At 50.2% G+C, this 25373-nt stretch carries 19 protein-coding genes; 5 read left to right on the top strand and 14 right to left on the bottom strand.

Features of this window, described 5'->3' with window-relative positions; all coding sequences use genetic code 11:
* Nucleotides 1–13: 13 nt before the first annotated feature.
* Nucleotides 14–1717 (bottom strand): alpha,alpha-phosphotrehalase, encoded by a 1704-nt coding sequence (gene treC / locus PRIO_RS16990; RefSeq protein ID WP_046503658.1) that lies wholly within the window; start codon nt 1715–1717, stop codon nt 14–16.
* Nucleotides 1718–2144: 427 nt separating this feature from the next.
* Between treC and PRIO_RS16985 the strand changes: the two genes are divergently transcribed.
* Nucleotides 2145–3812, top strand: coding sequence for a ribonuclease J (locus tag PRIO_RS16985; RefSeq protein WP_046503655.1), 1668 nt, complete (start codon nt 2145–2147; stop codon nt 3810–3812).
* Between the two features lie 80 nt (nt 3813–3892).
* Here the strand turns inward: PRIO_RS16985 and PRIO_RS16980 are convergent, their stop codons facing one another.
* Entirely contained in the window at nt 3893–4666 is a 774-nt protein-coding gene (locus tag PRIO_RS16980) for a methyl-accepting chemotaxis protein (protein WP_231869953.1), read from the bottom strand.
* A complete protein-coding gene (locus tag PRIO_RS36840) occupies nt 4551–4856 on the bottom strand; it encodes a hypothetical protein (RefSeq protein WP_231869952.1) in 306 nt (101 codons plus the stop codon). The genes PRIO_RS16980 and PRIO_RS36840 overlap by 116 nt, the downstream gene beginning before the upstream one ends.
* Nucleotides 4857–5162: 306 nt before the next feature.
* Between PRIO_RS36840 and PRIO_RS16975 the strand changes: the two genes are divergently transcribed.
* A complete protein-coding gene (locus tag PRIO_RS16975; protein ID WP_052741475.1) occupies nt 5163–6818 on the top strand; it encodes a cellulase family glycosylhydrolase in 1656 nt (551 codons plus the stop codon).
* A 698-nt stretch (nt 6819–7516) separates the two neighbouring features.
* On the opposite strand, the gene PRIO_RS16970 is transcribed toward PRIO_RS16975, so the two are convergent.
* Nucleotides 7517–8728, bottom strand: a complete 1212-nt coding sequence (locus PRIO_RS16970; protein WP_197545349.1) for a macrolide family glycosyltransferase — start codon at nt 8726–8728, stop codon at nt 7517–7519.
* Between the two features lie 245 nt (nt 8729–8973).
* Between PRIO_RS16970 and PRIO_RS16965 the strand changes: the two genes are divergently transcribed.
* On the top strand, nt 8974–9762 hold the full coding sequence (locus PRIO_RS16965) for a nucleotidyltransferase domain-containing protein (protein WP_020428707.1): 789 nt from the start codon (nt 8974–8976) through the stop codon (nt 9760–9762).
* 44 nt (nt 9763–9806) lie between these two features.
* Here the strand turns inward: PRIO_RS16965 and PRIO_RS16960 are convergent, their stop codons facing one another.
* Genes PRIO_RS16960 through PRIO_RS16940 form a run of 5 tightly spaced genes read right to left on the bottom strand, consistent with a single transcriptional unit; the run spans nt 9807 to nt 14751 of the window.
* Complete coding sequence (locus PRIO_RS16960; RefSeq protein ID WP_020428705.1) at nt 9807–10835, bottom strand: Gfo/Idh/MocA family protein; 1029 nt, start codon at nt 10833–10835, stop codon at nt 9807–9809.
* Nucleotides 10832–12025 carry a radical SAM/SPASM domain-containing protein gene (locus PRIO_RS16955; protein WP_020428703.1) on the bottom strand — a complete coding sequence of 398 codons (1194 nt, stop codon included), beginning with the start codon at nt 12023–12025 and terminating at the stop codon, nt 10832–10834. The genes PRIO_RS16960 and PRIO_RS16955 overlap by 4 nt, the downstream gene beginning before the upstream one ends.
* Nucleotides 12025–13146 (bottom strand): glycosyltransferase family protein, encoded by a 1122-nt coding sequence (locus PRIO_RS16950; protein WP_046503648.1) that lies wholly within the window; start codon nt 13144–13146, stop codon nt 12025–12027. Before PRIO_RS16950 ends, PRIO_RS16955 begins: the two co-directional genes overlap by 1 nt.
* Nucleotides 13147–13162: 16 nt before the next feature.
* Nucleotides 13163–14512, bottom strand: a complete 1350-nt coding sequence (locus PRIO_RS16945; protein ID WP_020428698.1) for an ATP-grasp domain-containing protein — start codon at nt 14510–14512, stop codon at nt 13163–13165.
* Nucleotides 14509–14751 (bottom strand): acyl carrier protein, encoded by a 243-nt coding sequence (locus PRIO_RS16940; protein WP_020428696.1) that lies wholly within the window; start codon nt 14749–14751, stop codon nt 14509–14511. Before PRIO_RS16940 ends, PRIO_RS16945 begins: the two co-directional genes overlap by 4 nt.
* 156 nt (nt 14752–14907) lie before the next feature.
* On the opposite strand from PRIO_RS16940, the gene PRIO_RS16935 reads away from it, so the two are divergent.
* Complete coding sequence (locus PRIO_RS16935) at nt 14908–15828, top strand: AraC family transcriptional regulator (protein WP_020428694.1); 921 nt, start codon at nt 14908–14910, stop codon at nt 15826–15828.
* Nucleotides 15806–16792: a hypothetical protein gene (locus PRIO_RS16930; protein WP_020428693.1), complete on the top strand. Its 987-nt coding sequence runs from the start codon at nt 15806–15808 to the stop codon at nt 16790–16792. Before PRIO_RS16935 ends, PRIO_RS16930 begins: the two co-directional genes overlap by 23 nt.
* Nucleotides 16793–16807: 15 nt before the next feature.
* On the opposite strand, the gene PRIO_RS16925 is transcribed toward PRIO_RS16930, so the two are convergent.
* The 5 genes from PRIO_RS16925 to PRIO_RS16905 form a co-directional block, all read right to left on the bottom strand.
* Complete coding sequence (locus tag PRIO_RS16925) at nt 16808–18007, bottom strand: Ger(x)C family spore germination protein (protein WP_020428692.1); 1200 nt, start codon at nt 18005–18007, stop codon at nt 16808–16810.
* Complete coding sequence (locus PRIO_RS16920) at nt 18000–19103, bottom strand: GerAB/ArcD/ProY family transporter (protein WP_020428690.1); 1104 nt, start codon at nt 19101–19103, stop codon at nt 18000–18002. The genes PRIO_RS16925 and PRIO_RS16920 overlap by 8 nt, the downstream gene beginning before the upstream one ends.
* Nucleotides 19104–19131: 28 nt before the next feature.
* Nucleotides 19132–20787 carry a spore germination protein gene (locus tag PRIO_RS16915; RefSeq protein WP_020428689.1) on the bottom strand — a complete coding sequence of 552 codons (1656 nt, stop codon included), beginning with the start codon at nt 20785–20787 and terminating at the stop codon, nt 19132–19134.
* A 192-nt stretch (nt 20788–20979) separates the two neighbouring features.
* Nucleotides 20980–21300, bottom strand: a complete 321-nt coding sequence (locus PRIO_RS16910) for a hypothetical protein (RefSeq protein WP_167345634.1) — start codon at nt 21298–21300, stop codon at nt 20980–20982.
* Nucleotides 21301–21441: 141 nt separating this feature from the next.
* Nucleotides 21442–24918, bottom strand: a complete 3477-nt coding sequence (locus tag PRIO_RS16905) for a discoidin domain-containing protein (protein ID WP_046503644.1) — start codon at nt 24916–24918, stop codon at nt 21442–21444.
* Between the last annotated feature and the right edge of the window lie 455 nt (nt 24919–25373).

The raw sequence follows: 25373 nt of genomic DNA, 5'->3' as shown, positions 1-25373 counted from the left end.
TTTCATCGTTGTTTTAGCGGATAATCCACATATAAGAGCCGTAAGGCGGAATCTCAAGGGACTGGCTCCACACGGGTGTCTGTTCCGTATTGCCGATCAGCAGTTCAGCGGCTTGGCTGTTGATGCGGCTGGACCAGAATTCGTCTGCAAAACTAAAGCCGGCCTGCGTACCGCTGAAGCTGGACACGACTATAAGCGTCTCCGTGTTACCCACTCTGGCATAGGCAAAAATCTGCGGATGTCCTTCATCCAATCTTTTGAATATCCCGTCTGTTATGACCGGTTCTTGCTTCCGCAAACGAATTAACTGCTTGTAATGGGCAAAAATGGAGTCTGGATCAATTTGCTCGGCTTGAACATTGATTTCTTTGTATCGTCTGTCCACTTTCAGCCAGGGGGTCCCGCTGGTGAATCCGGCATGCCCGGAAGCATCCCACTGCATCGGCGTCCGCGAATTATCCCGGGAGCGTTCCCGGATAATGTCCAGCGCCTGCTCCCCTGACAATCCCCGCTCTTGCAGAATCCGGTACATGTTCTTCGATTCAATGTCATTGAATTCCGAGATATCATGCCAGTCGGGATTGGGCATCCCCAGCTCCTCACCTTGGTAGACATAGGGCGTGCCCTGCATGCCGTGAAGTGTTGTAGCCAGCATTTTAGCGCTTTCCTTGCGGTATTTCCCGTCATCTGCGAAGCGGGACAAGGCACGGGGCTGGTCATGATTATTCCAAAAGAGGGCATTCCACCCGCCGGCCTGCTGCATTCCGGTTTGCCACCGGGTGAACAGCTCTTTCAGTTCGGCAAAATCATAGGGCTGCAGTTCCCACTTCTGACCATTCTTATAATCAACCTTGAGGTGATGGAAATTGAAGGTCATGGAAAACTCCCGTTCTTCGGGTGCGGAATAGCGGATGCAGTGCTCCAGGGTGGTTGAGGACATCTCTCCCACGGTCACCAGATTGTAAGGCCCAAAGACCTTAGCATAAAGTTCTTTGATATATTCATGGACCCGGGGGCCATCGGTATAGAATCTTCGCCCATCCCCCGGAACGGCCGCTGGATCATCGTCAGGAAAGCTCTGATCTTTGGAGATCAGATTGATGACGTCCATCCGGAAGCCGTCCACTCCTTTTTCCGCCCAAAAAATCATCAGGTCAGCGACTTCCTGTCTAACCTGCTCATTTTCCCAGTTTAGGTCTGCCTGTGTCTTGTCAAACAGGGTGAGGAAATACTGGCCGGTAATCTCATCGAATTGCCAAGCCGGTCCGCCGAACTTCGACTGCCAGTTATTGGGTACCCCTCCGTCCGGTGCAGGGTCCCGCCAGATGTAATAATTCCTGTAAGGATTGTCCTTGGATTTCCTCGCCTCCTGAAACCACGGATGCTCTGTAGAAGAATGGTTGACAACGATATCGGTCATCAGATGCATGCCGCGTTTCTTCAGCTCCCGGATCAATTCTTCAAAATCCTCCATGGTTCCAAAGGCGGGGTCAATTTGCCGGTAATCTGCGACATCGTAACCGTTATCATTTTGTGGAGATACGTAAACCGGCTGCAGCCACACTATGTCGATCCCCAGCTCCTGCAAATAGTCAAGCTTGCCGGTTAGCCCCTGGATATCACCTGTCCCGCTGCCTGTACTGTCCTTGAAGCTCTTGGGATAAACCTGATATACCGTAGACTTGCGCCACCAGTCAGCTTGCGGTGTTGTTTCCATGTGTAAGTCCCTCCCCGTATGCGGTATCTATTTATCTATTCGTTTTACCTGTATATACAAGTATGGATTTTACACTTGTATATACAGGTTGTCAAACCGAAAAATTCCCTGTTCCGCTCTTTTTCTTGCAAATCCAAACTGGTCTTGGAAAAAGCTGTTACGTCACTTACTTAAACTATATTAGTAGGTTACTAACACCGAAATAGACAAAAATCTATGAGATGATCAACATTCTGCCCGGCGTCTGATACTTTAGAATCTCATCGCTGCAGGTACGCCTTTGATCTCGAGAATACCATCATAAACCCGCCGCAGTGATTGTCATCGCCTCCGGTATTGCTTTCCCAAGATATAAAATCATCCCGCTTTGGATAAACCCATGGTGTGATATGCATAATATGCGTAATCAAAAAAAGGAGGAATGAGCATGAAGATGACTGGTGAGCGTCTGTGGATTGCGGCTTTGGGAGGGGTGTACGAAATTGGCAAAAATATGTATCTTCTGCAATACGCCGATGACATCATCGTTATAGATTGCGGATCCAAATTTCCGGATGAAAGTTTACTGGGGATTGACCTTATCATTCCTGATATTTCCTACCTGCTCAGCAATACAGACAAAGTCAAAGCCCTTGTGGTGACACATGGACATGAAGATCACATTGGGGGAATTCCCTATTTTCTCAAACAGCTGAATATTCCGGTATATGCCTCCCGCCTGACCCTCGGGTTGATTCAGACGAAACTGAAGGAACACGGCCTCTTGCGCCAGACCCAGCTAAATTGCATTGATACAGAGTCCACACTGAATTTCGGCTCTATTACGATTACCTTTTTCCGGACAAACCACAGTATTCCGGATTGCCTAGGCATTGTATTCGATACCCCTGAGGGGACTGTGGTTCATACCGGCGATTTCAAGTTCGATATGACCCCCGTCAACAAGCAGTATCCCGATATACATAAAATGGCGGCGATCGGTGAAAAAGGAGTCAAGTTTCTGTTGTCCGAGAGCACGAATGCCGAGCGGCCGGGCTTCACCCCTTCTGAAAGGCTAGTAGGCGCCCATCTGGAGGAAGCCTTTCATAAGGCGGAGAACAGGATTTTTATCTCCACCTTTGCGTCGAATGTGCACCGCCTGCAGCAGATCGTAGACGCTGCCGGGCATACCGGCCGCAAGCTCGCCCTGCTGGGCAGGAGCATGGTCAATGTCGTCGGGGTTGCCCAGGAGCTGGGCTATCTGAACATCCCCGAAGGCATGCTGGTAGAACCTGCGGAAGCGGGCAAAATGGATCGCGGCAGGATCGCTGTGTTATGCACCGGCAGCCAGGGCGAACCCATGGCGGCGTTATCCCGGCTGGCCAATTCCAGCCATAGACAGCTTGAGATCAGTGAAGGTGATACGGTCCTGCTCGCAGCGAATCCAATCCCAGGCAATGAGCGGAACGTTTCCAGAATTGTGGACAATCTGTACATGCTGGGGGCACGTGTAATCTATGGTTCCCGCAGTGAGCTTCATGTATCGGGGCATGGCAGCCAGGAGGAGCTGAAGCTGATGCTTACCTTGATGAAGCCTGAATATTTCATCCCGATTCACGGGGAATACCGGATGCTTCATCATCACTCCATGCTGGCCGAAGCCGTGGGGGTCAAGAATGAGAACATCTTTATCCTGAAAAACGGGGATATCGTGGAATCAAATGCCGGGGATGTTCGCCAAAGCGGACGGATTACGGCCGGACAAATCTACGTCGATGGACTCGGCATTGGTGATATCGGCAACGTTGTACTGCGCGACCGGAGGCAGCTGTCTGCCGACGGAATCCTCATTACAGTGATTACATTAAGCCAAAATGACGGACGAATCCTGAACGACCCCGATACCATCTCCCGCGGATTTGTATATGTGCGCAACTCCGACACACTGATGGAAGAGATCAATCAGCTGATTACCTCTACCTTGCAGAAAATGAGCGCGGCTGACCTGGGCCAATGGAATATCATCAAGGAGACGATCAAGGAAACGCTGGGTAAGTTCCTATATGAACGCACGAAACGCAGACCGATGATTCTTCCTATCATTATTGAGGTCTAGACCGAATTAAAAAATCCGCAGAACAAGGACGATAGCATCCTGTCTGCGGATTTTTGGGATTGATTGGGATGGATTTGGTGTTATTGAATAATGGAATTGATGAATTTAGCCATCTCCCCGCTGGTCTTGTTCAGCCGTTCAATGACATCACTGAACTCGGTGACCAGTTCGGCCTGCTCGGAGGAAGACGCGGCAATGGCCTCGATTTCTTTTTCCATCTGCCGGATAGAGCGCTGAACTGTGTTCAATGAATCTTCGATTGTTTTAGTCGCTTCCTTGGTGTGCACGGACAGCTTGCGCACTTCCGTGGCCACTACGCCGAAGCCTGCGCCTTCCTGCCCCACACGCGCTGCCTCAATGGCCGCATTCAAGCCAAGCAGATTCGTCTGTTCGGAGATTTCCCGGATGAATCCGGTCACTTTGCTTACTTGATTGGACTCTTCTACCGTTTTGCGTGAATTATCAAGAATCTGGGCGGTGGTAGCCGACAGCTCTTCGGACTGTGCAGCGACGTTCTGGACCATATCAACCAGCTGGCCGCTGATCTGTTCAATGCTGCTCGTCAACTGCTCCATTTTATCCTCGTTTTCCAGGGTGTAGGCAATCGCAAATGCGCCGATAATTTCTCCGGCAGCATCATAAACCGGCACTGCCGAGGAGATGACTGTCGCTCCATAAAGCTCGGGTGCCAGCCGGTTGGTCGTGGCGCGTCCGGCGAGCGCATTGCTCAAGGAAGGGTCATCCGGAGGAATTGGGCTTCCTTTGGTCAACCCGAAATCCAGTACCTTGCTGGGGGCATAGTAATGGAATATTTCTTTGTCTGTAACTCCAATCATAATATCCTGGGAATGAATTTGTTTGAAGAATGGTGCAGCTAACACTAATGCATTTAAATTGTCCATGATGTCGCTCTCCTAATTCATGCATGTTTTTGATTATTATCGTCACAATCCAGCCATAAATTAAGAGAGAGAAGTTCATTGCCGCCTCGTTTCTCAGCTTTTTCCGTTTCATCCACGCCCGGCAGGAAGCCTCCTGAACCATTTCCAGCTCATCTGCATCAGAACGCATATAGCTTAGGGCGATGGAATACAATTTGCGTGTTCGACATACAGCCGTTCAAAAAAGCTTCTTCGTCAAACAGTAAGGCCTCCCTTGCCATGACCTCTTCCATAGATTTTCCCAATATATCCCTCCCCTTTCTTCAAAAATATCCATTGATTAAGCTGAAAGTCATAATGATGTTGCTGATTCTCCATATTTGCAGCCTGGCTCATACGAATACGTTAACATCCCGGTCGTATGCTATAAAGTCTGACCTCATTGAAATCACTAAGAGGAGGAAAATGAATGTCGTTTGGGTTCAGGAAACTGGGAGTATTGTTCGTTGCTTTTGTATTGCTGGCAGGTGCTTATTCGTATCCGGGTAATGAAGTAAAGGCTGAAGGTGCAGCAGGCTATTATCACACCTCAGGTAACAGAATCGTGGATGCCGCAGGCAAACCTGCCGTATTCAACGGGCTCAACTGGTTCGGCTTCGAAACCGCGAATTACTCTCCGCACGGGTTGTGGACTCGTTCCATGGATAATGTACTTGATCAAATCAAAGCGGAAGGGTATAACCTGATCCGGCTGCCATACTGCAACCAAATGTTCGATTCAGGTTCTGCGGCCAACAGTATCGACTATGCCAAAAACCCCGATCTTGCCGGTCTGAAGCCGGTTCAGATCATGGATAAACTGATTGAAAAAGCCGGAAAGCGCGGCATTCGGATCTTCCTCGACCGGCACCGGCCGGATTCCGGCGGACAATCGGCGCTGTGGTACACTGCGGCCTATCCCGAAACCCGCTGGATCAGTGACTGGGTGATGCTTGCTCAGCGATATGCGGATAACCCTACAGTCATTGGAGCCGATCTGCATAATGAACCGCACGGTACGGCAAGCTGGGGAACAGGTAATCCTGCCACAGACTGGCGGCTGGCCAGCGAACGGGCCGGAAATGCGATTCTCGCCGTGAATCCGAACTGGCTGATCATAGTTGAAGGTATCGAAACCAATGTTCAAGGCAACTCCAGCAGCTATTGGTGGGGCGGTAATCTGACAGGTGTGCGCAATAATCCGGTTACGCTTACAGTACCGGATCGGGTGGTCTATTCCCCGCATGATTACGGTCCTGGCGTCGCTTCACAGCCTTGGTTCAGTGCTGCCGATTTCCCGAACAATCTGCCGAAGCTGTGGGATGATACCTGGGGATACATCAGCAAGGAACAAATTGCCCCCATCCTTGCAGGGGAATTCGGCGGACGCAGCGTGGATACTCTCTCGGTGGAAGGTAAATGGCAGCATGCGCTCGTTAGCTACATCGGCCAGAATAATCTCTACTGGACGTACTGGAGTCTTAATCCGAATAGCGGGGATACCGGGGGGCTATTGCTGGATGACTGGACATCTTGGAATGAGCCGAAGCAGGTTATGCTGGACCTTATTATGAAGCCGGTCACCTTTCCGCCTGTCGGCGGTCCCGGGGAAGAACCAGAACCGGGAGACACTCAAGTAACCCCACTCTACCTTGCAGGTGAAACGGGGACTGCTGTGAACTCGATCAGGGCCAGCCTGCAGCTCAGGAACGAGACCAGCAGCCCTATTCCGCTACATGAACTCACGATACGTTATTGGTACACAAGGGATGGAAGTGCGGAGCAGACCCTGGAGTTTGATTATGTTGCGTTAGGAAATGAAAAACTGCTGACAGCGATCGTCCCCCTGACTACGCCTTTGGCAGGTGCAGATACCTATGCGGAGATCGGTTTTACGGCAGGTGCAGGCCCGCTCGCAGCTTCCGGTTCAACCGGAGACATCCAGTTCCGCATTCACCACAAGGATTGGTCGAATTACAATCAGGCCGATGACTACTCGTTTCAACCGGCCATCACCAGCTATGCCGCGAATGATCATATCACAGTCTATTATAAAGGAAAGCTGATTTATGGGATTGAACCTTAATTCCCAACCACTCCAAAATCAACGGGGTCATGCTGAAGACGGATCGTAGTATTCCTTCACGATTTCTCCGCAGCCGTTACGGACGAACATATCCACATTTTTTTACACTGGATCGTTCCCTATACAAGAACATAACGGCTGCGCCGTCCTCCACTGGACAGCAGCCGTTTTTGTTCTAGCGTTTTACCTGGAGAACGATTCCCCCGTGAATCCTACGGCAACTTTTTAAGTGGAAAAAGTTTAACTAATTTGCCGGAGTACCCTACCCTCGGGAAGATGAAGTGGAAAAAGGGACACTAATTCAGCCCATTTCGCCATTGGACAAGAAAAGTAGCCCAATTAAGTTTACTTTTTCCACTTCACTCTCAGGATTTCTTAATTTCCGGAAAAATAAGTTCCCTTTTTCCAACTAGCACCTGCGAAGAAACCGGTAAGCAAGTGCTAGTTAAAATTAGAATATCTAGACCGACTAATTCCTCAGAACTCGGCCTTCGATGCTCCAACAACGGCATTTCTGTCGTTGTTCGTTACAAATTCATACAAAGTATTTATTCCACAACTTTAAGCATCATTTTATCCACATGCGGAAGTAGCCATAGTTTCCTATACAAGAACATAACGGCTGCGCGTCCTCCACTGAACAGCGTAGCCGTTTAAAGTTAGGGTTGCCTATCTGTCCGAAGGCCTGGTAGGACTGTTTATAACCGTTCCCTTTCCTCTTTTAATTTGAAAATCTCATCAACGGCTTTTGGATACCCCCCTGCCTCTTGAAAGGACTTGCTAATCTGCTGGATATGTTCACGGTAGGCGGGATCGGCAAGAACCTTTTCCACGGAAGCTCTTAGCAGCCCAGGGGTAACCGTCATGAAATCCAGAGCAATAGCCGCCCCTAATTCTTGAGCTCTTCTGGCCATATAAGGCTGGTCCGCGGTAATCGGAATCGCTACAAAAGGCACATTGCTGTACATCAAGTCACTGGTGCTGTTCATTCCTGCATGAGTAATAGCTACATCCGTATATTTTAATACCTCCAGTTGCGGAACATAGTTGCGGACAATAAAGTTATCAGGAATGGAGAATTGGGAAATGTCCACATCGTAAGCGGTCATGACCACAACGGCATCGAAACCGGCAAAGCTTTTGAAGAAAAGGTCGTATAATTCCATTATGGTGCTCACACGGGTTCCCATGGAAATATAGATGACTGTTTTTCCTTCCAATTGCTCAAACGGAAAATCCACCTTCTCTTGTCTGTCAAAAATAGGCGGGCCTATGAACTTGAAGCTGTCATCGTAGTATTCGGGATGGGCGATAAAAGTTTTGGAGGTATAAATGATACTAATATCGCCCTTGCAATAGAAGCAGTCTAGTATGTCCGGCGGCATCTCCACATCAAAGCTTTCCTTCAGCTCCTGTACGATTGCCTGATAACTGTCCAGACTAGAGGCTTTTGAAGATTCTTCGCCTGTAGGCATGAATTCTGCCGGTGTCGCTAAGATAGCCATCGAGGCAACCGCAGGAATGTTTAGAATCTGGGCGATTGCATTTCCAAATGGAAAAGCGGCTGTATAGACCACATAATCAAACTGCAAGCCTCTGATCTGGCCCAATACATCCTCAATAATCCGCTTGCCGGGCCGGAGCGTATCCGTCAGCATTTCCAGAAAATCCTCAGCACTTGCTTCCAGCACATCTTCATTAGTCTCTGCAAAGTCGTCTTGAAAGAGCAGCAGATTTTCTTTATACGTTTTGAATACCGCTCCTGTTTGTTCGATTTTAGCTCTAAATTTTTCGAACCCGAAATAGGTGACCGTTTCCCCCCGCTGAATTAATTCATGCACAAGTCCAACAGTCGGATTGACATGACCATGAGCCGAAACACTCAAAAACAGTACGTTTGACATCATCATTACACTCCTTATTAAGTTTATAGTGGTTGAGGCTGAATCTAATGTACACCTCATTTATAAACTCAAATTAAACCAGCCTGCGGCATCTTTTTTTAAAATTCACGTATCGCTTTATACTGTAGAGCCAAATGACTGCGATTCCTGTCAAAGTCAGATATGACCGGATTGACCGGATTGACCATAGCCGTCGGGCTGTCCAACAGATACGCTTAAGGTCTAAGAGTTCGTTAAGGAGGATGAAAAAGATGTATACACATCACAGACAGACGCTGGAGAAGCTGGCGGGAAAGCTTGAAAAGGACCCTTCCTGTCTGGCTGTAATTACCAGTGGTTCGGTAGCTCAGGGAACAGCTAAGGAAACCTCTGATGTGGATGTTCACCTGCTGTTAACCGATGAGGCCTATGAAACCTATAACCGGAACAATACTCTATCCTATGTGGACCGTGAAGTCAGCACGTATGAAGGCGGATACGCCGATATAAAAGTCATCAACCTCCGGTTTCTGGAGCTTGCGTCCGAGCGGGGCAATGAGCCGACGAGGTATGCTTTTACCGGTTCGGAGGTTTTGTTCTCCAGAATCCCGGAGCTGGGTGAGCTGGTAGCCCGGATTCCCGTCTATCCTGAAGAGAACCGGGAGCGCAATCTGCGGGATTTTTGTGCCCAGATCTTCTTGTACGCTTTCTATTTTGCCAAAGAGGCGGCCAAAACGAATGACGCCTATCTGCTTGCCCACACCGCCAGCAATCTGGTGTTCTACAGCGGGAGGATGATCCTGGCGTATAACCGGAGGCTTTTTCCAAGCCACAAGGCTCTGCTGGATGCCGTAGATGCTGCGGAACATAAGCCGAAGGACTTCCGGAGGCTGGCTGCAGAGCTGCTGCAGGCGCCCGGTGCAGATAAGAGCATCCGCTTTGCTGCCAAGATACTGGCTTTTTACAATCACGGTCTTTCCTTCGAGCAGGCGCTGGGAATTTATGTGCGGAACAATGAGCGATCCTGGGCAGAACAGCCTCCTTCATTGCAGGACCGGTAATACAAAACAGCGACTCTCCAGGTAGTGGGAATCGCTGTTTTAAGTCAATGACGTTTTGCTTCACGATAAACCCGGTGCTGCCGGGCCTCAGCCATTATTAGGGAGTGCATCTGCACCCGTTCCCATACAGCTTCCAGCTTTTCCGCCCTTTGCCCGCTCATGATTTCCGCAAAAGCCTCCAGCTGGCTGACATAATAGTTCATCGGCTCGAATTCGCAAAGGGTACTGTGGTTATCCGGAAGGTCATGCCGTATTTTGATTTTGTAGAACCCTTTGACCGGGCGGAAGAAATCCGGGATCGTCAGCACCGTATGATCAAAATACAGGGTATGCGAAGCCCGGAATGGCTGCTCAAAGGAAGTGAGACATTCGGCCTCCAGTCCATCCGCATATTTTAACACCGCCTGAAAGGTCCAGTCACAGCCCTCCGGCCCGTCAAACGATGACTGTGCCGCAATCTCTCTGGGCTGAAGACTCACAATGGCCTGCAGGAACTGCAGCCAGTAGCAGCCCAGATCGGCAAAAGCGCCTCCGCCCTTCGCTTTGACACTGCGGTAATTCCCGGCATGCCTGTCCTTGGCAGGTACGGTAATACGTGTCCTGATTCTGTGCAATTGGCCGAATTGTCCGGAATCGACAATGGATTTCAGTGCCTGCTGCCACGGATGAAACGCGATCATCAGGCCTTCGGCGAGCTTCGGGGAGCCGGGTTTTTCCTTGGCCATCCCTAACCGTTCAGCTTCTTCGGCATTCAAGGCAATCGGCTTCTCTGCCAATACATGCTTACCTGCATTCAATGCCCGGACTGCCCACTCCGTATGAAGCTCATTGCTGAGTGCAATATATACGCCATCCAGACCGCTTAGCTCCAGCAACTCCTCCAGACTGCCCGCCACATATGGAATCTGGTAAGTTTCCGCCAGCTTTGCCGCTTTTTCAAAGGTCCGGTTTGCAATTGCGGCTATACTTACCGTCTCCACATACCGCGCAGGCTCCAGCAAAGCTGGAACAGCAATATTCGAGGCACCCAAGATACCGAGCCTATAGTCGGTTTGTCCATGGCCGTTCTTCATACATGGGACAGCGCAGCAGAGGTATTCAAGTACAGCACATTGCATTTGGAACAGGCCGGGGACAAGCCTTCATCCAGAATGCGCCGCAGCCGGTCGTAGCGGTCCGAGTTCCATATTTCCGTCAGTGACTGCTCATTCACATTGCCAATCGCCAGCTCGCCAAAAAATTTACATGCACTCACCATGCCGTTCGGGGCAATATCAACCCTGGTGCTGAGCGCCAGACATTTCGACGTGCTGCGGGATGCCATCGGCCTGCCGGCCACAAAATCTTCTAATTCATCAAAGTCGAGTCCCGGCTGGTAACGGATTCTTGTATTATGCCAAGTGTTGCTGTTGATCCGCTTCAGGTCTTCGGTAAGCTTGGGGACATTGCCCGGCTTAATATGGTATTTGAAGGCATGCCAGCTGCTCCGGTGATCCGGCGGAAGCTCCGCCAGCCACTGGAAGTGTTCATCGTAGTAGCGGTCCATTTCCAGACTGGTTTCCGCAGAAATATACCAGGGGAAGCAGAGCAGTACCAGATCGACGCCCTTTTGCTCAAAAAATTCCACCAGTTCATACAATCTGCCGATCATATTGTCATTAATCACATTATGCACGGAGATGCGGCCGCGGAAGCGGCCCTGCTCGCGCAGTTCAACCAGCCGGTCCACGTTCTCGATCACTTTGTGAAATGATCCTCTGCCACGGAGAAAATCATGCTCATCCTCGAACCCCTCTATCGGTATCAGCAGCTCCAGATTGTCTGAGATTGCACACAGCTCCTCTTCATACTTATGAATCAGATATGCATTGGTACAGATCGTCGTATCCCGGGGATGCTCTTTCAGAAGCTCCAGAATTGGTTTCGTATCCCGGTGAAACAGCGGTTCGCCGCCCCATAAATACAGACGGGACTTTGCTTCATCCGTTTCCTGCAAAAGCTTGCGGATCATCTCCAAATCCATATCCAGGTTCTGCTCGGCTGTGTCCATATCATGATGATAGCCGGATTCATTCCATTGGTAGCAATGCTTGCAGCGGAGATTACAGCGGTTGGTCAGCTTAAGTGACATAATTTCCGGCATAACGGTTTTGAAGCCGGGATCATGCTTGCGTTCTCTATGCGGAATGACGACATTCCTGATCGTGCGTTTCAAAGCCTCAAAGGATTTGGCATCCAGATTAACTCTGCTGGTAGGCTGCATTAGCTTCTCCCTCCCGCTGCGGATAGTTGTTCTGCATAACTTGCTGCATAATCGGGGTACCGGCCTGCGGCTGATTGGAGGTTGTCCGACAGCTTACGCAATTCTTCACGGTCAAAACCAGTCCCGGCCCATTCCCCGTAACGGATGCCGTAACCAAGCTCCACCCACAGATCGCTGTTAATTTTCTCATGCGGGCCAAAAGGGTCCAGCAGCACCAGCGGAGTGCCTGAAGCCAATGAATCAATCAATGCCCCGCCTCCCGGCTTGCTGATTACAGCTGATGCCTGCCGGATGACACCGTACATCCCCTCCTGGTAGTGACGGCAGGGCGGGAAGTGGCTGGCCTGGTTGCCGGTTACCTCAGCAAAAGGCGGGAAGGTATACTGTCCGTTGCTGTCGCGGAGCCAGGTCCGCCATTCCGGGTCGTTCATATAATAACGTCTTCCGTGGATCGTCTCTCCAATCTCCTCAGAACTGTAAGCGGCAATATCCAGCTCATACCCTGCCGATTCCAGGGCGGCAAACTTCTCGCGGAATGTTCCAATTCCCCAGCCGCCGCCATGCACAACCAGTCTCCCGTTTCTTGCCGAAGCGGGCAGCGCTTGCTGGGGTCCGGCATCAATGCTGCAGAGGATCTCCCGCTTCCCGGGATCATACATGCTTACTTCGTGGTAGCCTTCCGCGTAACCTGGGTTCAGCCTGCGGAGATTCTTCCATGACGGCGAAAGATCAGCATCAATATAGAGCAAATCGGCATACACAGGAAAACCGGCAGTTTCACGGTATCTGTCCATAACATGCACCCAGTGCCCGGATAATGCTATGAAGTGCTGTCTTTTTTCCTGCCGCCATTGTCGGAAGATCTGTTCAACGGCAGCAGAATCAAGGCTGTTTCGGATATCCCCCGGTATTTTCTGCGAGGTCAGGGCTACGGCAAAATTTTTCTGGTACGCTTTGCGGCTGTCATCCGTCAGCTTTTTTTTGCTGTCAGACATTAAGGTTTCAAAAACCTCAATCTGCGCCTCGATGCCAAGCGCCTTGAGCTTCCGCTCAATCAGCAGGCCGGGGACATAAAAGCCCAGACCAAAACCAGAACATAGAACTGTCACTGTGTTGTTCATTGGAGGGTTCCTTTCATTAACGCAGTATAGTATAGCCAGTGCGCAGAAGCGATTCGTCCAGCTTCCGGGTGAGTCTGTCTTTGCGGGCTTCATTCCGGTAGGCCAACGCGGCATACAGCTTGCCTTTGGCGGAACCGGTGGAACCTGTGGAACGGGACGGGTCCGGAGGCTGGAGTGTACCTGAAGACAAAGGAATCACCCCTTCTCCCTCTTCCGGCGAAAATAATATGCCAGCCTGCTCCAGCCGCTGCAGCAGCTCTTCATAACGAACCTCAGCCATAGTTGCTAACGGTACCTGTATGAGACAGGTGTGCATCCCCTCCTGCTTGAGATGGCGGTCCACATTATGTTTAATCAGACTCATCGACTTGCGGGCATTGATCTCCACCAGAGGTGCGAGGCTTCCGTCGCGCAGCAGCATGGAGTCCACGCATACATCGCCATAATAACCGTCTGAATACAGCTCCCGTCCAATATTGTGCATAATTTCCCAATATCCTTCCCGTTCCAGCCTTTCGAGCAGAGGCGGCTCGGGCGAATGTGATTCTCCGAAGGCAAAGCCGTGGTTGACCAGCTGCTGAACAGACAAGATCGAGATTTGGCCATCAGGATCGATATGAAATTGACTGGAGAAGTCTGCCTCCCGGTTCAACAGGGGTTCAAGCACAAATTGGATTCTTTTACCCTTGTTCCGGCTGGATTCCAGGTACCCGGCAATTCTGCGCAGCATGCGGTCAGAGTCCACGAGCTGATTTCCTTTGCCGGATACACCGTACTCATCCTTGATCAGAAAAGGCCCCTTCTCCAGCAGCGCCTGTCCTGATTGCAGCAGCTCCTCCACGCTGTGGACAATCTGGGCGATATTTGGCAAAGACAGCCTATCCCGCATGGCAGCAGAGTAGGTTTTGGTGTTCACTTTGCGTACGGTCTGTTCATCCGGGAGTCCGGGCAGAAGCTTATAGCGTCTAACCGCCTCCTGCGTTCCGGGAAGCACGGCAAAGGGTTCAAGCAAAGATCCTTCCGGTATTAACCTCTCCGCTTCCTGCCCGGGGTCCAGCCTGCCCAGCAATTCAAATACATTCAGTGCGTTCTGCGTTGAGCCGGATTCCCGGACCCCCAATGTTAATGGATTCATATTCGTCTTGAATGAATAATTGAGAGATTGCAGATAGTCATATTGAGCCTGTTCCATGCCATGACGGGTTAATAGAATATCCCCGCTCCTGCAAAAGACAAACAGCATTTCATCCATGGCCTGAACGATAGCCAGAGCCTTCGCATCAGGAATGGACGGCAGAGCGGCCAGGTCTTCCTCCCGCCAGTATCGTTCCGACTCCAGGCTGCCGCAGTGTACAACGTTCTTCATCGCACGGCAAGCCCGGCGACATAGGCGGCGAAACGGTCTACCGATTTCAAATGTTCAAGATCAAAGGTATCGAAATCTACTTCAATATCGAATTCATCTTCGATTCTCAGAATAAAGTTGATGATTTGCAGCGAATCAAGTGCGGCATCCAGAGTCAGATCGGAAGCCCCGTTCAGCGTCTGAAGCAGGCCCGGATCCTCCTTGATTTCAGCGATAATCTCAATGACTTTCTGCTGCATGTCTATACCCCTTTCTGTGAGCATATTAGGAATGAATGAAATGAATATACCAAAATCCCGGATGTTAATATATGGTTGAATACGCCAAAATATTCAGCTATACTAGGGTGGATTCCAGGTGTATATCATAAGGAAATTGGAAACGGAGGCTTGTCTATGGAAGTTTTTCCGGTATTTACTGGGGAATATCTATTTGACTCCTGTTCACCGGTTCAAATGCTCCTGACTCACGAAACGGTCACTTCCGTACGTCATCAGCACGATTTTTTGGAGCTCGCTTATGTGGTTCAGGGGGAAGGAATCCATCTGGCCGCTGAGGATAAAATGCAGGTTGTGCAGGGGGATTTGCTGGTTATCCCGCCTGGGGTATCCCATGTCTTTCAGCCGCTGGATCTCACCGGTTCCGAGCCGCTAATCATCCTCAATTGTATGCTCAGGCCGGAGCTTTGCAGGATTCCCGGCGAACTGCCGGGACAGTACTCTGAAGAGGACATGGTTCCATTGCTGAAGCTTCTGGAGTTGAAGCAATGGTTCGGATACAGGGAGAACAACGTGGAGCTGTCCTTTTTACTCCGCCGTATGCAGGGGATACATAACAATGGTTCCGCTGAGGATCAACAGCAGTTATACCCGCTGCTGTTCGAGCTGGCGAAGCTCATTCTGCCCGCTGCCTCCGTTCCCTTCACTCAGCAGCCCCAGATTAACGAAGATCCGCTGCATGATGTCATTCTGTATATGATCAGCAATTTCAGCGAAAAAATCACCCTGAAGGAGATTAGCCGGCAGATTGCGATGAGCTCCCGCCAGTTCCAGCGATTATTCAAAATAAAAACCGGCAGATCCTACATCCAGATGCTCCAGGAAATCCGCATGAAATACAGCTGCATGCTGCTGATGTTCACGAAGCTTGGGATACAGGCTATTGCGCTGGAGGTCGGAATATACGACATGAAATATTTCTACCGGCTGTTCCGCGAGTACAGCGGTATGACTCCTGCCTGTTATCGAAACCGGTTTCATAGTCACTTTTTGTCGGCGAAGGAGATGATGAGCAATGCTGAACATTGTTCCCGTTAAGAGCACCCCCTACCCCACGCTCCGCAGCTGTATCGATGACTGCATTCATTCAGTGGCCGAATGGCTGGGAAAGGACAGCAAGTGCATGTACGGGAATGCCTGGCAGGTGTCCTTTGAAGAACAGCAGTTCCCGGATCAGCCGTTGATTGAGCGGTTAGCCCTGCCGCGAATCAGTACCGAAGCTCTGTCTGCGTACCATGGCCTTGTGTTCAGTTATATTGAACGGAAGGAACCGGAAATGGACAAAACCTTCATGCTCGATATGCTGGAGAGCCGGTTGTCTTCGGGAATGCCGGTCCTGGTCGGATTCGATTCTTATGACTGCCCCTGGTGTCTGGCCTTCCGCAAGCTGCATACCAGCCATGCCTGTCTCGCCGTTGGACTGGACCGTTCAAGCCATCTTATTTATTTAACGGATGCCTACTATGGCAAAACGCTTGAACCTGTAGATTTCGATGTCTTCCAGAAAGCCTGTCATTTCTATGCATTATTTGAGCTTTGCGATTCTTCGCGTTCATACACAGATTGGCAGGCTACGCTTCAAGGAATGCTGAGCAGCCCTATCAATCAGGTTCAGCCGGACCAGGTTGCAGCTCACCTCAGAGCCTATGCCGACGCCTACCTGAATACGGGGATCACCGCCGATTGTCCTGCTGAATACAGCTCCAGCTTCATGCTGGCTGCCAACACCCTGCCAATCCACCGGATCCGGTTCAGCCTGTTTCTGCGTCTGCTTAACCGTGAGGCCGGTTTGACCGCACTCTCCCAAGCTGCTGAGGGCTATCAGCTTTCAGGAGAGCAGTGGAATCTTATTAATCAATTCATGATCAAAGTGATGTGTTCAGGCAATAAGCTATCTCAGCGGCGGAAGATTCACAAAAAAATGCATGAAATGATCAGCCTCGAAGAGCAGGTCCTGGAGGAGTTGACACACTTAACGATGCAGAGCGGATTGGTCCAGTAAGCTTCCTGCGCTGCATTATTCCGTGAATGAGCCATAATCTGTAATGGTTAGCTTGATATCAAAGGTGACTGGAGTGCGGCTGAAGGTTTCATCCCAATGATCCTTCAGCTTCTTCCATTCCTGCGGCTCTTCCACGCTTAATCGGTCCCCGAATCCGGCCACCTCTACTTTGAATTCCGACTGCATTTTATGCATAAGCGATTGAATCATCTCGGTGAGCCTCTCTTTGAATATCCCTTGCATTTTTTCAAGATATTCTTTTTTTGAGGGGAGCCCCGGATCTTTCCATTTTTCGATTAACCGCCCTTCGGATTCAATACTCACGTGAAACTCCGGCTCGTGATCCTTGTTCACTTTAGCCGATATTTTGCTCTTCGCCGACTTAATCTCATAGGTCACGGTTTGATGATCCGGATTGTAGGTCTTGAGCGTTCCGCCTTTTACATCCCCCTTTATCCATGCGATGCTCTCAATATCCTGCTGCTCCAGATTTCCGATCCATCTGCCGGTGTCCCCCTTAATCACCCCTCCGCCTGAGAACTCCACTTCCTGGTTCGCTTCAACGATATTCTGCAATAGAAAGCTTTTTTTGGCATGCATCAGCGCATCAAGTTCGGATGTTATGATGCCCTTCATAATTCTGCTGTTTCTAAAACGGTTCCGCGTCATGCCTCTAAGGTGAAAAGCCGGTATCTCACCGCCAAATTTCGTTTTAAGTGTATCCGCAGCCCGGCCTTCACTCATTAAAATTAAGCAGCTGGGGCGAATGTCATTATCCCGCAGCACAAAATCCATCAAATCCTGTATTCGCTGCTCCTGCAGCAGCTGCCTGGAAATCACAATAACCTTCAGATGATGTCCAATCACCGGACGATCCAGGCGAATGGCGAACTGGCGCAAAATTTCCAGCACTGAATCGCCAGTTTCCGAAATATTTACATAGTTAGGCGCTTTGGCGCCGGTATCCGGTGTTTTGTTGGAATTCCCATAGGACTGTTTCGGAACAATCTCAATCGTTACTGTAATTTTATTGTCTTTTAAATAGCTTCCTCCCTCTTTCTCGAAGGTCTGCTCCGTCTGGGTTGGCTGCCCGGCATCTATAGTTAGCGCAGTGTACATGCTGAGATCTTCAATCTCATTGCTGCTCCAGCAGCCGGTCTCTGTCAGTAGAAGTGCAGCGGCCAAGAAGGTAAGACATAATCTGCGTCTATACATTTTGCTTCAGCCCCTTTCTCCGAACGATCAGAATCAGGGACAGCAGAACCGGCAGCAGGATAAATAAGCCTATACCTGTGAATCCGATCGCGTCGCCAAGAGCAAATACATCGTTGATGCGTACAGGAACCATAGTTGCCAGGAAAATGAGCGGCATCAGTCCGAAAATAATCGGAGCCATCTTTAGTTTATACAGCTGGGAGATTCCCAGTGATGCGTTGAAGAAGAAGCTGCAAAAGTTGCAAAACATCTGCATCATCCAAATGACTAGCAGCGGGAATTCCAGACGTTCAAAAAAGAAGCCTGAAACTTCAAAGCTGCGGATCAGGTCAATCGTAGGCCATGTGCTTGTAATCACTGAATCTATCGACAGTCCGCCAATGGACATGACTACAGTAATCAAGTACAGCGCCATCGGAATCCCAATTCCGGCTAACATGGCTTTGACAGCTTGCTGAGGATGCTGCATAAATGCTGTTAATGTCATTACAACCTCACAACCGGTGTACACCAGGATTGTTGATTTTAGTCCCCTGATGACCGGCATTATTCCATCACCTAGAAACGGCCGCAAATGATTGATATCAAACAGTCTCCCGCTGAAGAAATAGCACAGCAGAAAAACGAATATGCTGACCGGAAAAATAATCTGATACACTCTGGCAATGGAATTAATCCCGCCGAAGACCAGATACGCCCCCACCCAGATAAACGGGATGACAATGGCCCAGATCGGTGTGCCTTCAAGTAAAAAAAACATGGTGATCTCGGCAAACACACGAATCTCAAACCCAGCGATTACGATGTAGTAAACGATCAGCAGCATGGAAAGGAAGCTCCCGGGAATGCTGCCTGCAATTTGTCTGGAGTATTGATAGACCGTTTTCCCCGGGAACTGCTGGCTGAGCTTAACCATTAGCACGATAATCAGCATAATAATCCCGCCTCCCAGCAGGACCGACAACCAGGCATCCGGAGTTTTGGCGGACTCGGTAACCGATCGGGGCAGCGTCAATATTCCGGCTCCGAGAACAGAGTTTGTCAGGAATATAGCAGCCTGTGTGGATGTGATTTTTTGGTCAGAGCGTACAAACACATAACTTCCTCCTTCTGCTGGCTTCCGGCTAAGTGCGGCGTTTTTTCTTCTGTGTCTTCATCATTTCAGGTCTGCGCTTCATTAAGGGGAGCGGTGCACGAATATAGAGATCCTTCCAGTCGCTCAAGCGCAGAGGGGAGAAGGGAGTGACATATGGCACTCCAAAGCTCTTCAGCTTGGTCAAATGGATAAAGATCAGCAGCATAAACAGAATCGTGCCAAGCATGCCAAGTACGGCTGCGAACATCATGCCAACAAACCTTAAAATACGGAGCGTGATGCCTGCACTGTACATGGGGATGGAAAAGGATGAAATCGCAGTGACGGCCACCACGATGACCAGAAAAGGGCTGACGATTCCCGCATTTACTGCGGCATCGCCTATAATCAGACCGCCTACGATGCCCATCGCAGGTCCGATCGGTTTGGGCAGCCGGATTCCCGCTTCACGCAGGATTTCTATGGATACCTCCAGAATCAGAACTTCAATAACAGAAGGAAAAGGCACCCCCTGGCGGGTTTCGATGATGCTGATCACCAGCTCGGTCGGAATCAATCCGGGATGAAACGAGATAAAGGAAATATACAAAGCCGGTGCCATCAGCGCCATGAATGCAGCGAAAAACCTCAGCATCCGCAGCAAAGTTCCAGGCAGCCACCGCTCAAAGTAATCCTCCGGTGATTGAAGCAGCATGCTGAAGGTTACGGGCACAATCAATGCAAAGGGTGTCCCGTCCAGAAGCAGGGCAACCCGTCCTTCGAGCAAGGCGTTGATTACCCGGTCAGGCCGCTCGGTATTTTGGATTTGCTGAAAAGGGCTCAGAATGTTATCCTCTATCAATTGCTCCACATAACCTGATTCAGCGATAAAATCCATATCGATCCGGGATACTCTCGTCTTAACTTCCTCCAGCAATTCGGGATTGACGATATCCTTCATGTACGCAATCACCAGCTTGCGTTTCACTAGACTACCCACCTCGAATAGCTTCATTTCCAGGTCCTTATTCAAGCCTTGTCTGCGCAGCATAGAAGTGTTCTCACTTAACACTTCTGAAAAGGCGATTCTTGGTCCGCGAAGCAGCGCCTCAGAAGTCGGTTCCGTAATAGCACGGATAGACCCGTTCGGCTGTCCGACCAGAAGTCCAGCCGGTATCCCTTCAATCAGCAGTGCCGTATACCCGAAAAGAATCCGTTCCTGGAGCTTATCCAGTTCTTTAACTTCCTCAAGCTCTGTTAGCGGCAGCAGGTTTGATTTCAGAGCGGACAGGGTTAAGGTTTCCCGATTATCTTGCTTCTCTTCCTTCATCCCGCCGTTTCCGGACATGAGCTGCTGCATGACATGCCTATTGATCAATTCTTCATCCTGCATTCCATTAACAAAAACAAGTACAGCCCGAAGCTCATACCCTTTTACCACAAACTCCCGAAAATTCACATCGCTGTTCCCGCCAATTGCTTGTTGAACATACGACAAATCCGCTTCGTACTGTCCGCTGACCAGGCTGTCCGCTGTTGACTCCGCATTAGGTTGAGCGATAGCCTTCATCTTCGGTCCTGCACTGCTGACGAATGCATACAGCTTTTTATATATAAAATAAATTCCCAGCGGACAGAGCAATGTAATTGCAGCCTGCATAAATATGACCCATCCGGGGATGTAGGATACAATAGTCGACCACATGGTGCTCATTCCTTAATTTATAGTTTTGCCCAGCTGTCAAGGGCGGCAAGCCGTGATTTAAGTGTGCCAAAAAACAGCAGTTTTTAGTCATTCCGCTGTCTGTTCAGCTGTAAAAGCAATCAACAGCAAAAAGGACCAAACACAGCATGCAGCTGGTTTTGGTCCTTATGTACCGGCTTGAACTTTGAAGGGTTAGTCCAGATCAACGGTGAGATTAAGTTCTTCGTACCAATGTACGATCGCCGAACTGAAGTCTTTGTGTTTCCTGATGTATGGCCCCAGATTTTCTTCCTTTACCGTATTTAGTCCCATTCCAAAATGGTCATACAGCTCCTGAAGGATAAATTGATAGATTTCGGCGGCATTTTTCCCCTGATCGAGCAGTTCCAGCAGTTGAACCGTGATACAGTCATATTCATCCGGAGGCGCCCCTCCTCCGATAAGTCCAACCGGGTCCCAGGCATTCACCAGCGCTTCAGCTTGCGGGTAGAGTTCGGTGTACTTTTGTTTCAATATTGCGATTTGCGAGGTTGAAGGATGCTCCCCCATTAGTCTCACCTTCCTTAGGTTCTATTACCTGTATGATATACCCGCAGAACAGATCGCACAACAGGAAAAGGAAGAAGCTGTAAAAGCTCCTCCCTTCCTCTATTGCTATTGAATGGTTAATCCAAAGCCGCTCTGAATGTAATACAGATCAAGATAGGCAATGTTGCTGGTGGTCAGGTTGTTGAAGGTGGCCGAGCCGTTGCCGGTATAGGTGTAGATTGCCGCGCCTTTGTGAGCTCCAGAAAAACGTGAGGTGGTGACTCCATCCAGCCCCGTACCGTTAATGATAATATTATTAAATACGATATTGCTGAATCCGCCGCCATATCCCAATTGGATGGCATCCCGCTGGGTGTTGAAGATGTCGATGTTGGTGAACGTTACGTTCTTTATGGGGTCTTGGGAAGCTTCAAGATCGATGGCTCCCCGTTCCCCGTTATAGAGGTCCTGACTGGTTCCGCTATTGATAATTGTAGTGTCCGAGAACAGAATGCCGGTATTGTTATTAAAATGAGCCCCCGAGAAAGTAGTATTCAAACGGATGCCTGATCCGCCTACTGTGTCGATAATGTAGTTATGATCCGCCTTGTGCCCGCTTCCTCCAAAAATGGCAATACCCCCCGCCCGCCAGTTATTCTCAATGGTGTTGTAAGAGAATGTATTATTCACACCATCCGGTGCGCCAAACGTGTTGCTCGGCCACACAGCAAGCCCGTCATCTCCGTTATTGCGCACATTGCTGTTGCGGACGGTAGAGTTGCTGGTCCCCTGCGAGAAGTTGATGCCGTCCGCCAGGTTGTTGCGGATCCGGCTGTTCTCAATAACCAGTCCGCTGGCATATATGGCCGGAGTATGAGCGTAATCCCCGACCCACATGCCGCATTCAAAATGCTCTACCCAGACATCATGAATGATCGAGTTGTTGCCGAAATTATCCATAAAACCTTTGTAGACCGCATTCTGGTTATGCCTTGACCGCAAATTGGAATTCATATACACATGGCCGAAATCGAGCTTGCCGGTAATGCGGAGCGAGATTCCGCCCCCTGCGGCATTAGGATTCGTGAACTGCAGATTCGTATGCCAGAAGCCCGCACCCGTAACCGTAAAATTATTGATCATGCTGTTGGCAGAGCCGATTTGCCACATGCTGCTCAGGTTGAAGGTTCCTGCGGGAATATACAGAGCTTTGCCGGAAGATACTGCCGCAGTCACTGCCGCGTTAAACGCCGCAAGGTCATCCTGGCCATCGTTCGCTACCGCACCATGATCCGTAACGGATACGGAATTGGCCGGACGGGTTATGGCTGCCGGAACAGGCTCGATCTCAAGGAAGTCGACTCCGTATTCCAGACTGTCCCCGTTATTCTTCTGAATCCGGATCGTGTCTCCGGCCTGAAGCGGAGTGTCCAGCTTCCAATGCACTTCATCGAACCGGAACAGCGGGCGTCCCGCACCGGGAGCATCGCCGGGCTGGTCCCCGGAGAAATACTGCCAGCTGTAATACGAGGTTAAGGCTATAGTCTTGACCTTAACGCCGTTAACATAAGCGTCAAGCGAACCATTCAGGCCCATGCCGTCCGCAGCGTCGGGCATTGTGAATCTCATCGTTACTCCCGCCCCGCCCTGGCCTTGTCTGACCGTCCACTGAGCATAAGAGCCGTTAGCAGGAAGCGCGATATAGCGCTGACCGGAAGCTTCCGAGGCAATCTGTGCCTGATCGAAATCCGGTGCGGACTTCAATACGGCTGCTCCTCCGCGTGCCGCGTCATCCGTGTCGTACCGGCTGTAAGGAACGCTTGCGCCCCGCTGCGCATACACAACCAGAGTTGACGTATTCACGTTGTTGGCCTGTTTGGCCGGAAGCTCATTAGCATCTGCCGCTACGGTAGTGGTTACAGTATAACTTCCGTTTCCCGCCGTCCATGTACCCGGAATGGAAACACTGACCGAAGCTCCTGCAGCAATTACTCCGCTGTAAGATCCGGTAAAGGTGTGGATTGCTGAACCGCCAGCATTCCGGATGGTGACTGTGATGTCATGCGCTCCACTGGCAGAGGCAATACTTCCCTGATTTTTAATATTTACTGTAAATCCGAGCGAACTACCCGCCACTGGAGTTGCCGGCGTCCAGGATGCGGTCCCGGTCAGATCAGAGCTTGCAGCGGGAGCAACTATAAGGTTAGACGGATGGGTGTAGGTATTGTTGCTTTCATTCTGCTCGATAACCGTGTTGCTCTCATCCACCTTGGCACTGAGCGCATAGGACGCGGCGTTTTTGGTTCCTGCGTTCAAGGAGACTGTAACGGAATGACCTGCCGCAAGTTCACCTACGGGTGCTGAGCCTGCAAGTTCACCGCCCAGATAGAAGTTGACCGTGGTCGGTCCCGAAGCCGCATTTCCGCTGTTTTTGACGACAGCATTCAGCGTGACCGCGCTGCCCTCGGCCGGAGAGGCCGGAGACCAGGTCATACCCGTAACCGTTAAATCCGGGTTCGGAGCAGGTGAACCAAAGACCTGGAACTCGGCGATTTGCCCGGAGGGAGCACCGGAGTTGGAGGTTATGTTCAACTGCAGCCGTTTGACAGTAGCGGATAACGGCAGGGTAACTGAATTTCCTGAGGACGGATTAAAGGTATAGCTCTGAGCCGTCACCAGATTGCTGAAGGTGGAAGTGCTCTGGTCATGGCCAAGCACTTGTATGGTTTGACTACGCGTGCTCCATTCTGCTGCCGGATTCAGTTTCAGCACGATAGAAGTAATATTGTAATTAGCACCTAGGTCCAGAGTCAGCGTGTTGGGATGGCCGTTCCCTTCCCAATACGTGCTGGTGCTGTTGTCATTCGCATTGGCAGACACAAAAGATTGCGTGCTGGAAGAAGCGGTAATGGCTTTGCCGATGGCGATGTTGCTGCCCGGAACGGGTGTCGCCGTGGCAGTTGCAGTAGGTGCAACGGTAGCTGTAGGAGTAGTAGGAGGAGTTGCTGTAGGAATAGCTGTAGGAATAGCTGTAGGAATTGTTGTCGGTGTTGTCGTCGCAGTCGGGGTCGGAGTCGGTTCGGTGCCGCTGGTGCCATAAATTTCAAATTCAGCCAGCTGTGCCGCCGGCCAGACGGTATTCGCTGTATAGCTCAGACGCACATAACGGGTGTCTGCTGCACTGAAGCTGATGGTCACGGAGTTATTCTGCACGGAAGGGCTGAAGCTATAATCGGCACTGCCAAGAATGGTTGTGAATCCCGTTCCGTCCGTGCTGCCCTGAACCGAAAGCGTCTGTGTCCGGGCTTCCCACCCTGCGGGAAGCTTAAGAACAATTTGATCAATGCTGGTGATTGCGCCCAGATCAACCTGCAGCCACTGCGGAAATGTATTGTTCACGCTTTCCCAATACGTAGCCTGATCGCTGTCTTGGACATTGCCCTCACTGTAGTTCTGGGTGTGCCCGCTTGCAGTGATGCTTTTGCCGAGCGTCAGATTGGGGGCTCCGGCTGCTGAAGCGGGGGTAAACGGACCTGCGCCCATAGACAAGCTTGCGAGCATTAGAGTCCCGAGGACCAGCCATAAAAAATACTTGTTGCGCATGATTAACCTCCTCCAAAATGTGTAAGATTGCCGCTGCAATACATACTCATTATAGTTTTTACGCAGAAAATCCGGATAGGCATTTCTACTGGAAAGATAGGCGATTCCATGCAAATCGTGCATAATAAATTGAACTTGAAAATAGTACAATTAAGGGGAAATGGCGGGGGAGAAGTTCGGATACTTACGGAGCGGTAGCGTCCGCTTTTGTCTGCGGATTTCCACCGCGAAGAGCGGTATACAATCAAGAAATCTGCAGATGGGCAGCGGCCTGAAGTCCAAACATTTTCCGTAGTCCCGACGAAGTCCCTAATGTAAAGATCTTAAGTTCACTCTATATAGATATAAAAAGGTCTGACTCATCAATCTTCATTGTAAGGTAAAAGTTGAGTTTGTTATTTTGGTTCCAAAATAACACTTGCTATAATAAAGTAATGCGCTATAATAAAAACAAC

Source organism: Paenibacillus riograndensis SBR5, assembly GCF_000981585.1.
In the GTDB taxonomy this organism is placed as follows: Bacteria; Bacillota; Bacilli; order Paenibacillales; family Paenibacillaceae; genus Paenibacillus_AQ; species Paenibacillus_AQ riograndensis.
The sequence above is the reverse complement of the archived record's forward strand: the minus strand, read 5'-3'. Positions and strand labels throughout refer to the sequence as shown.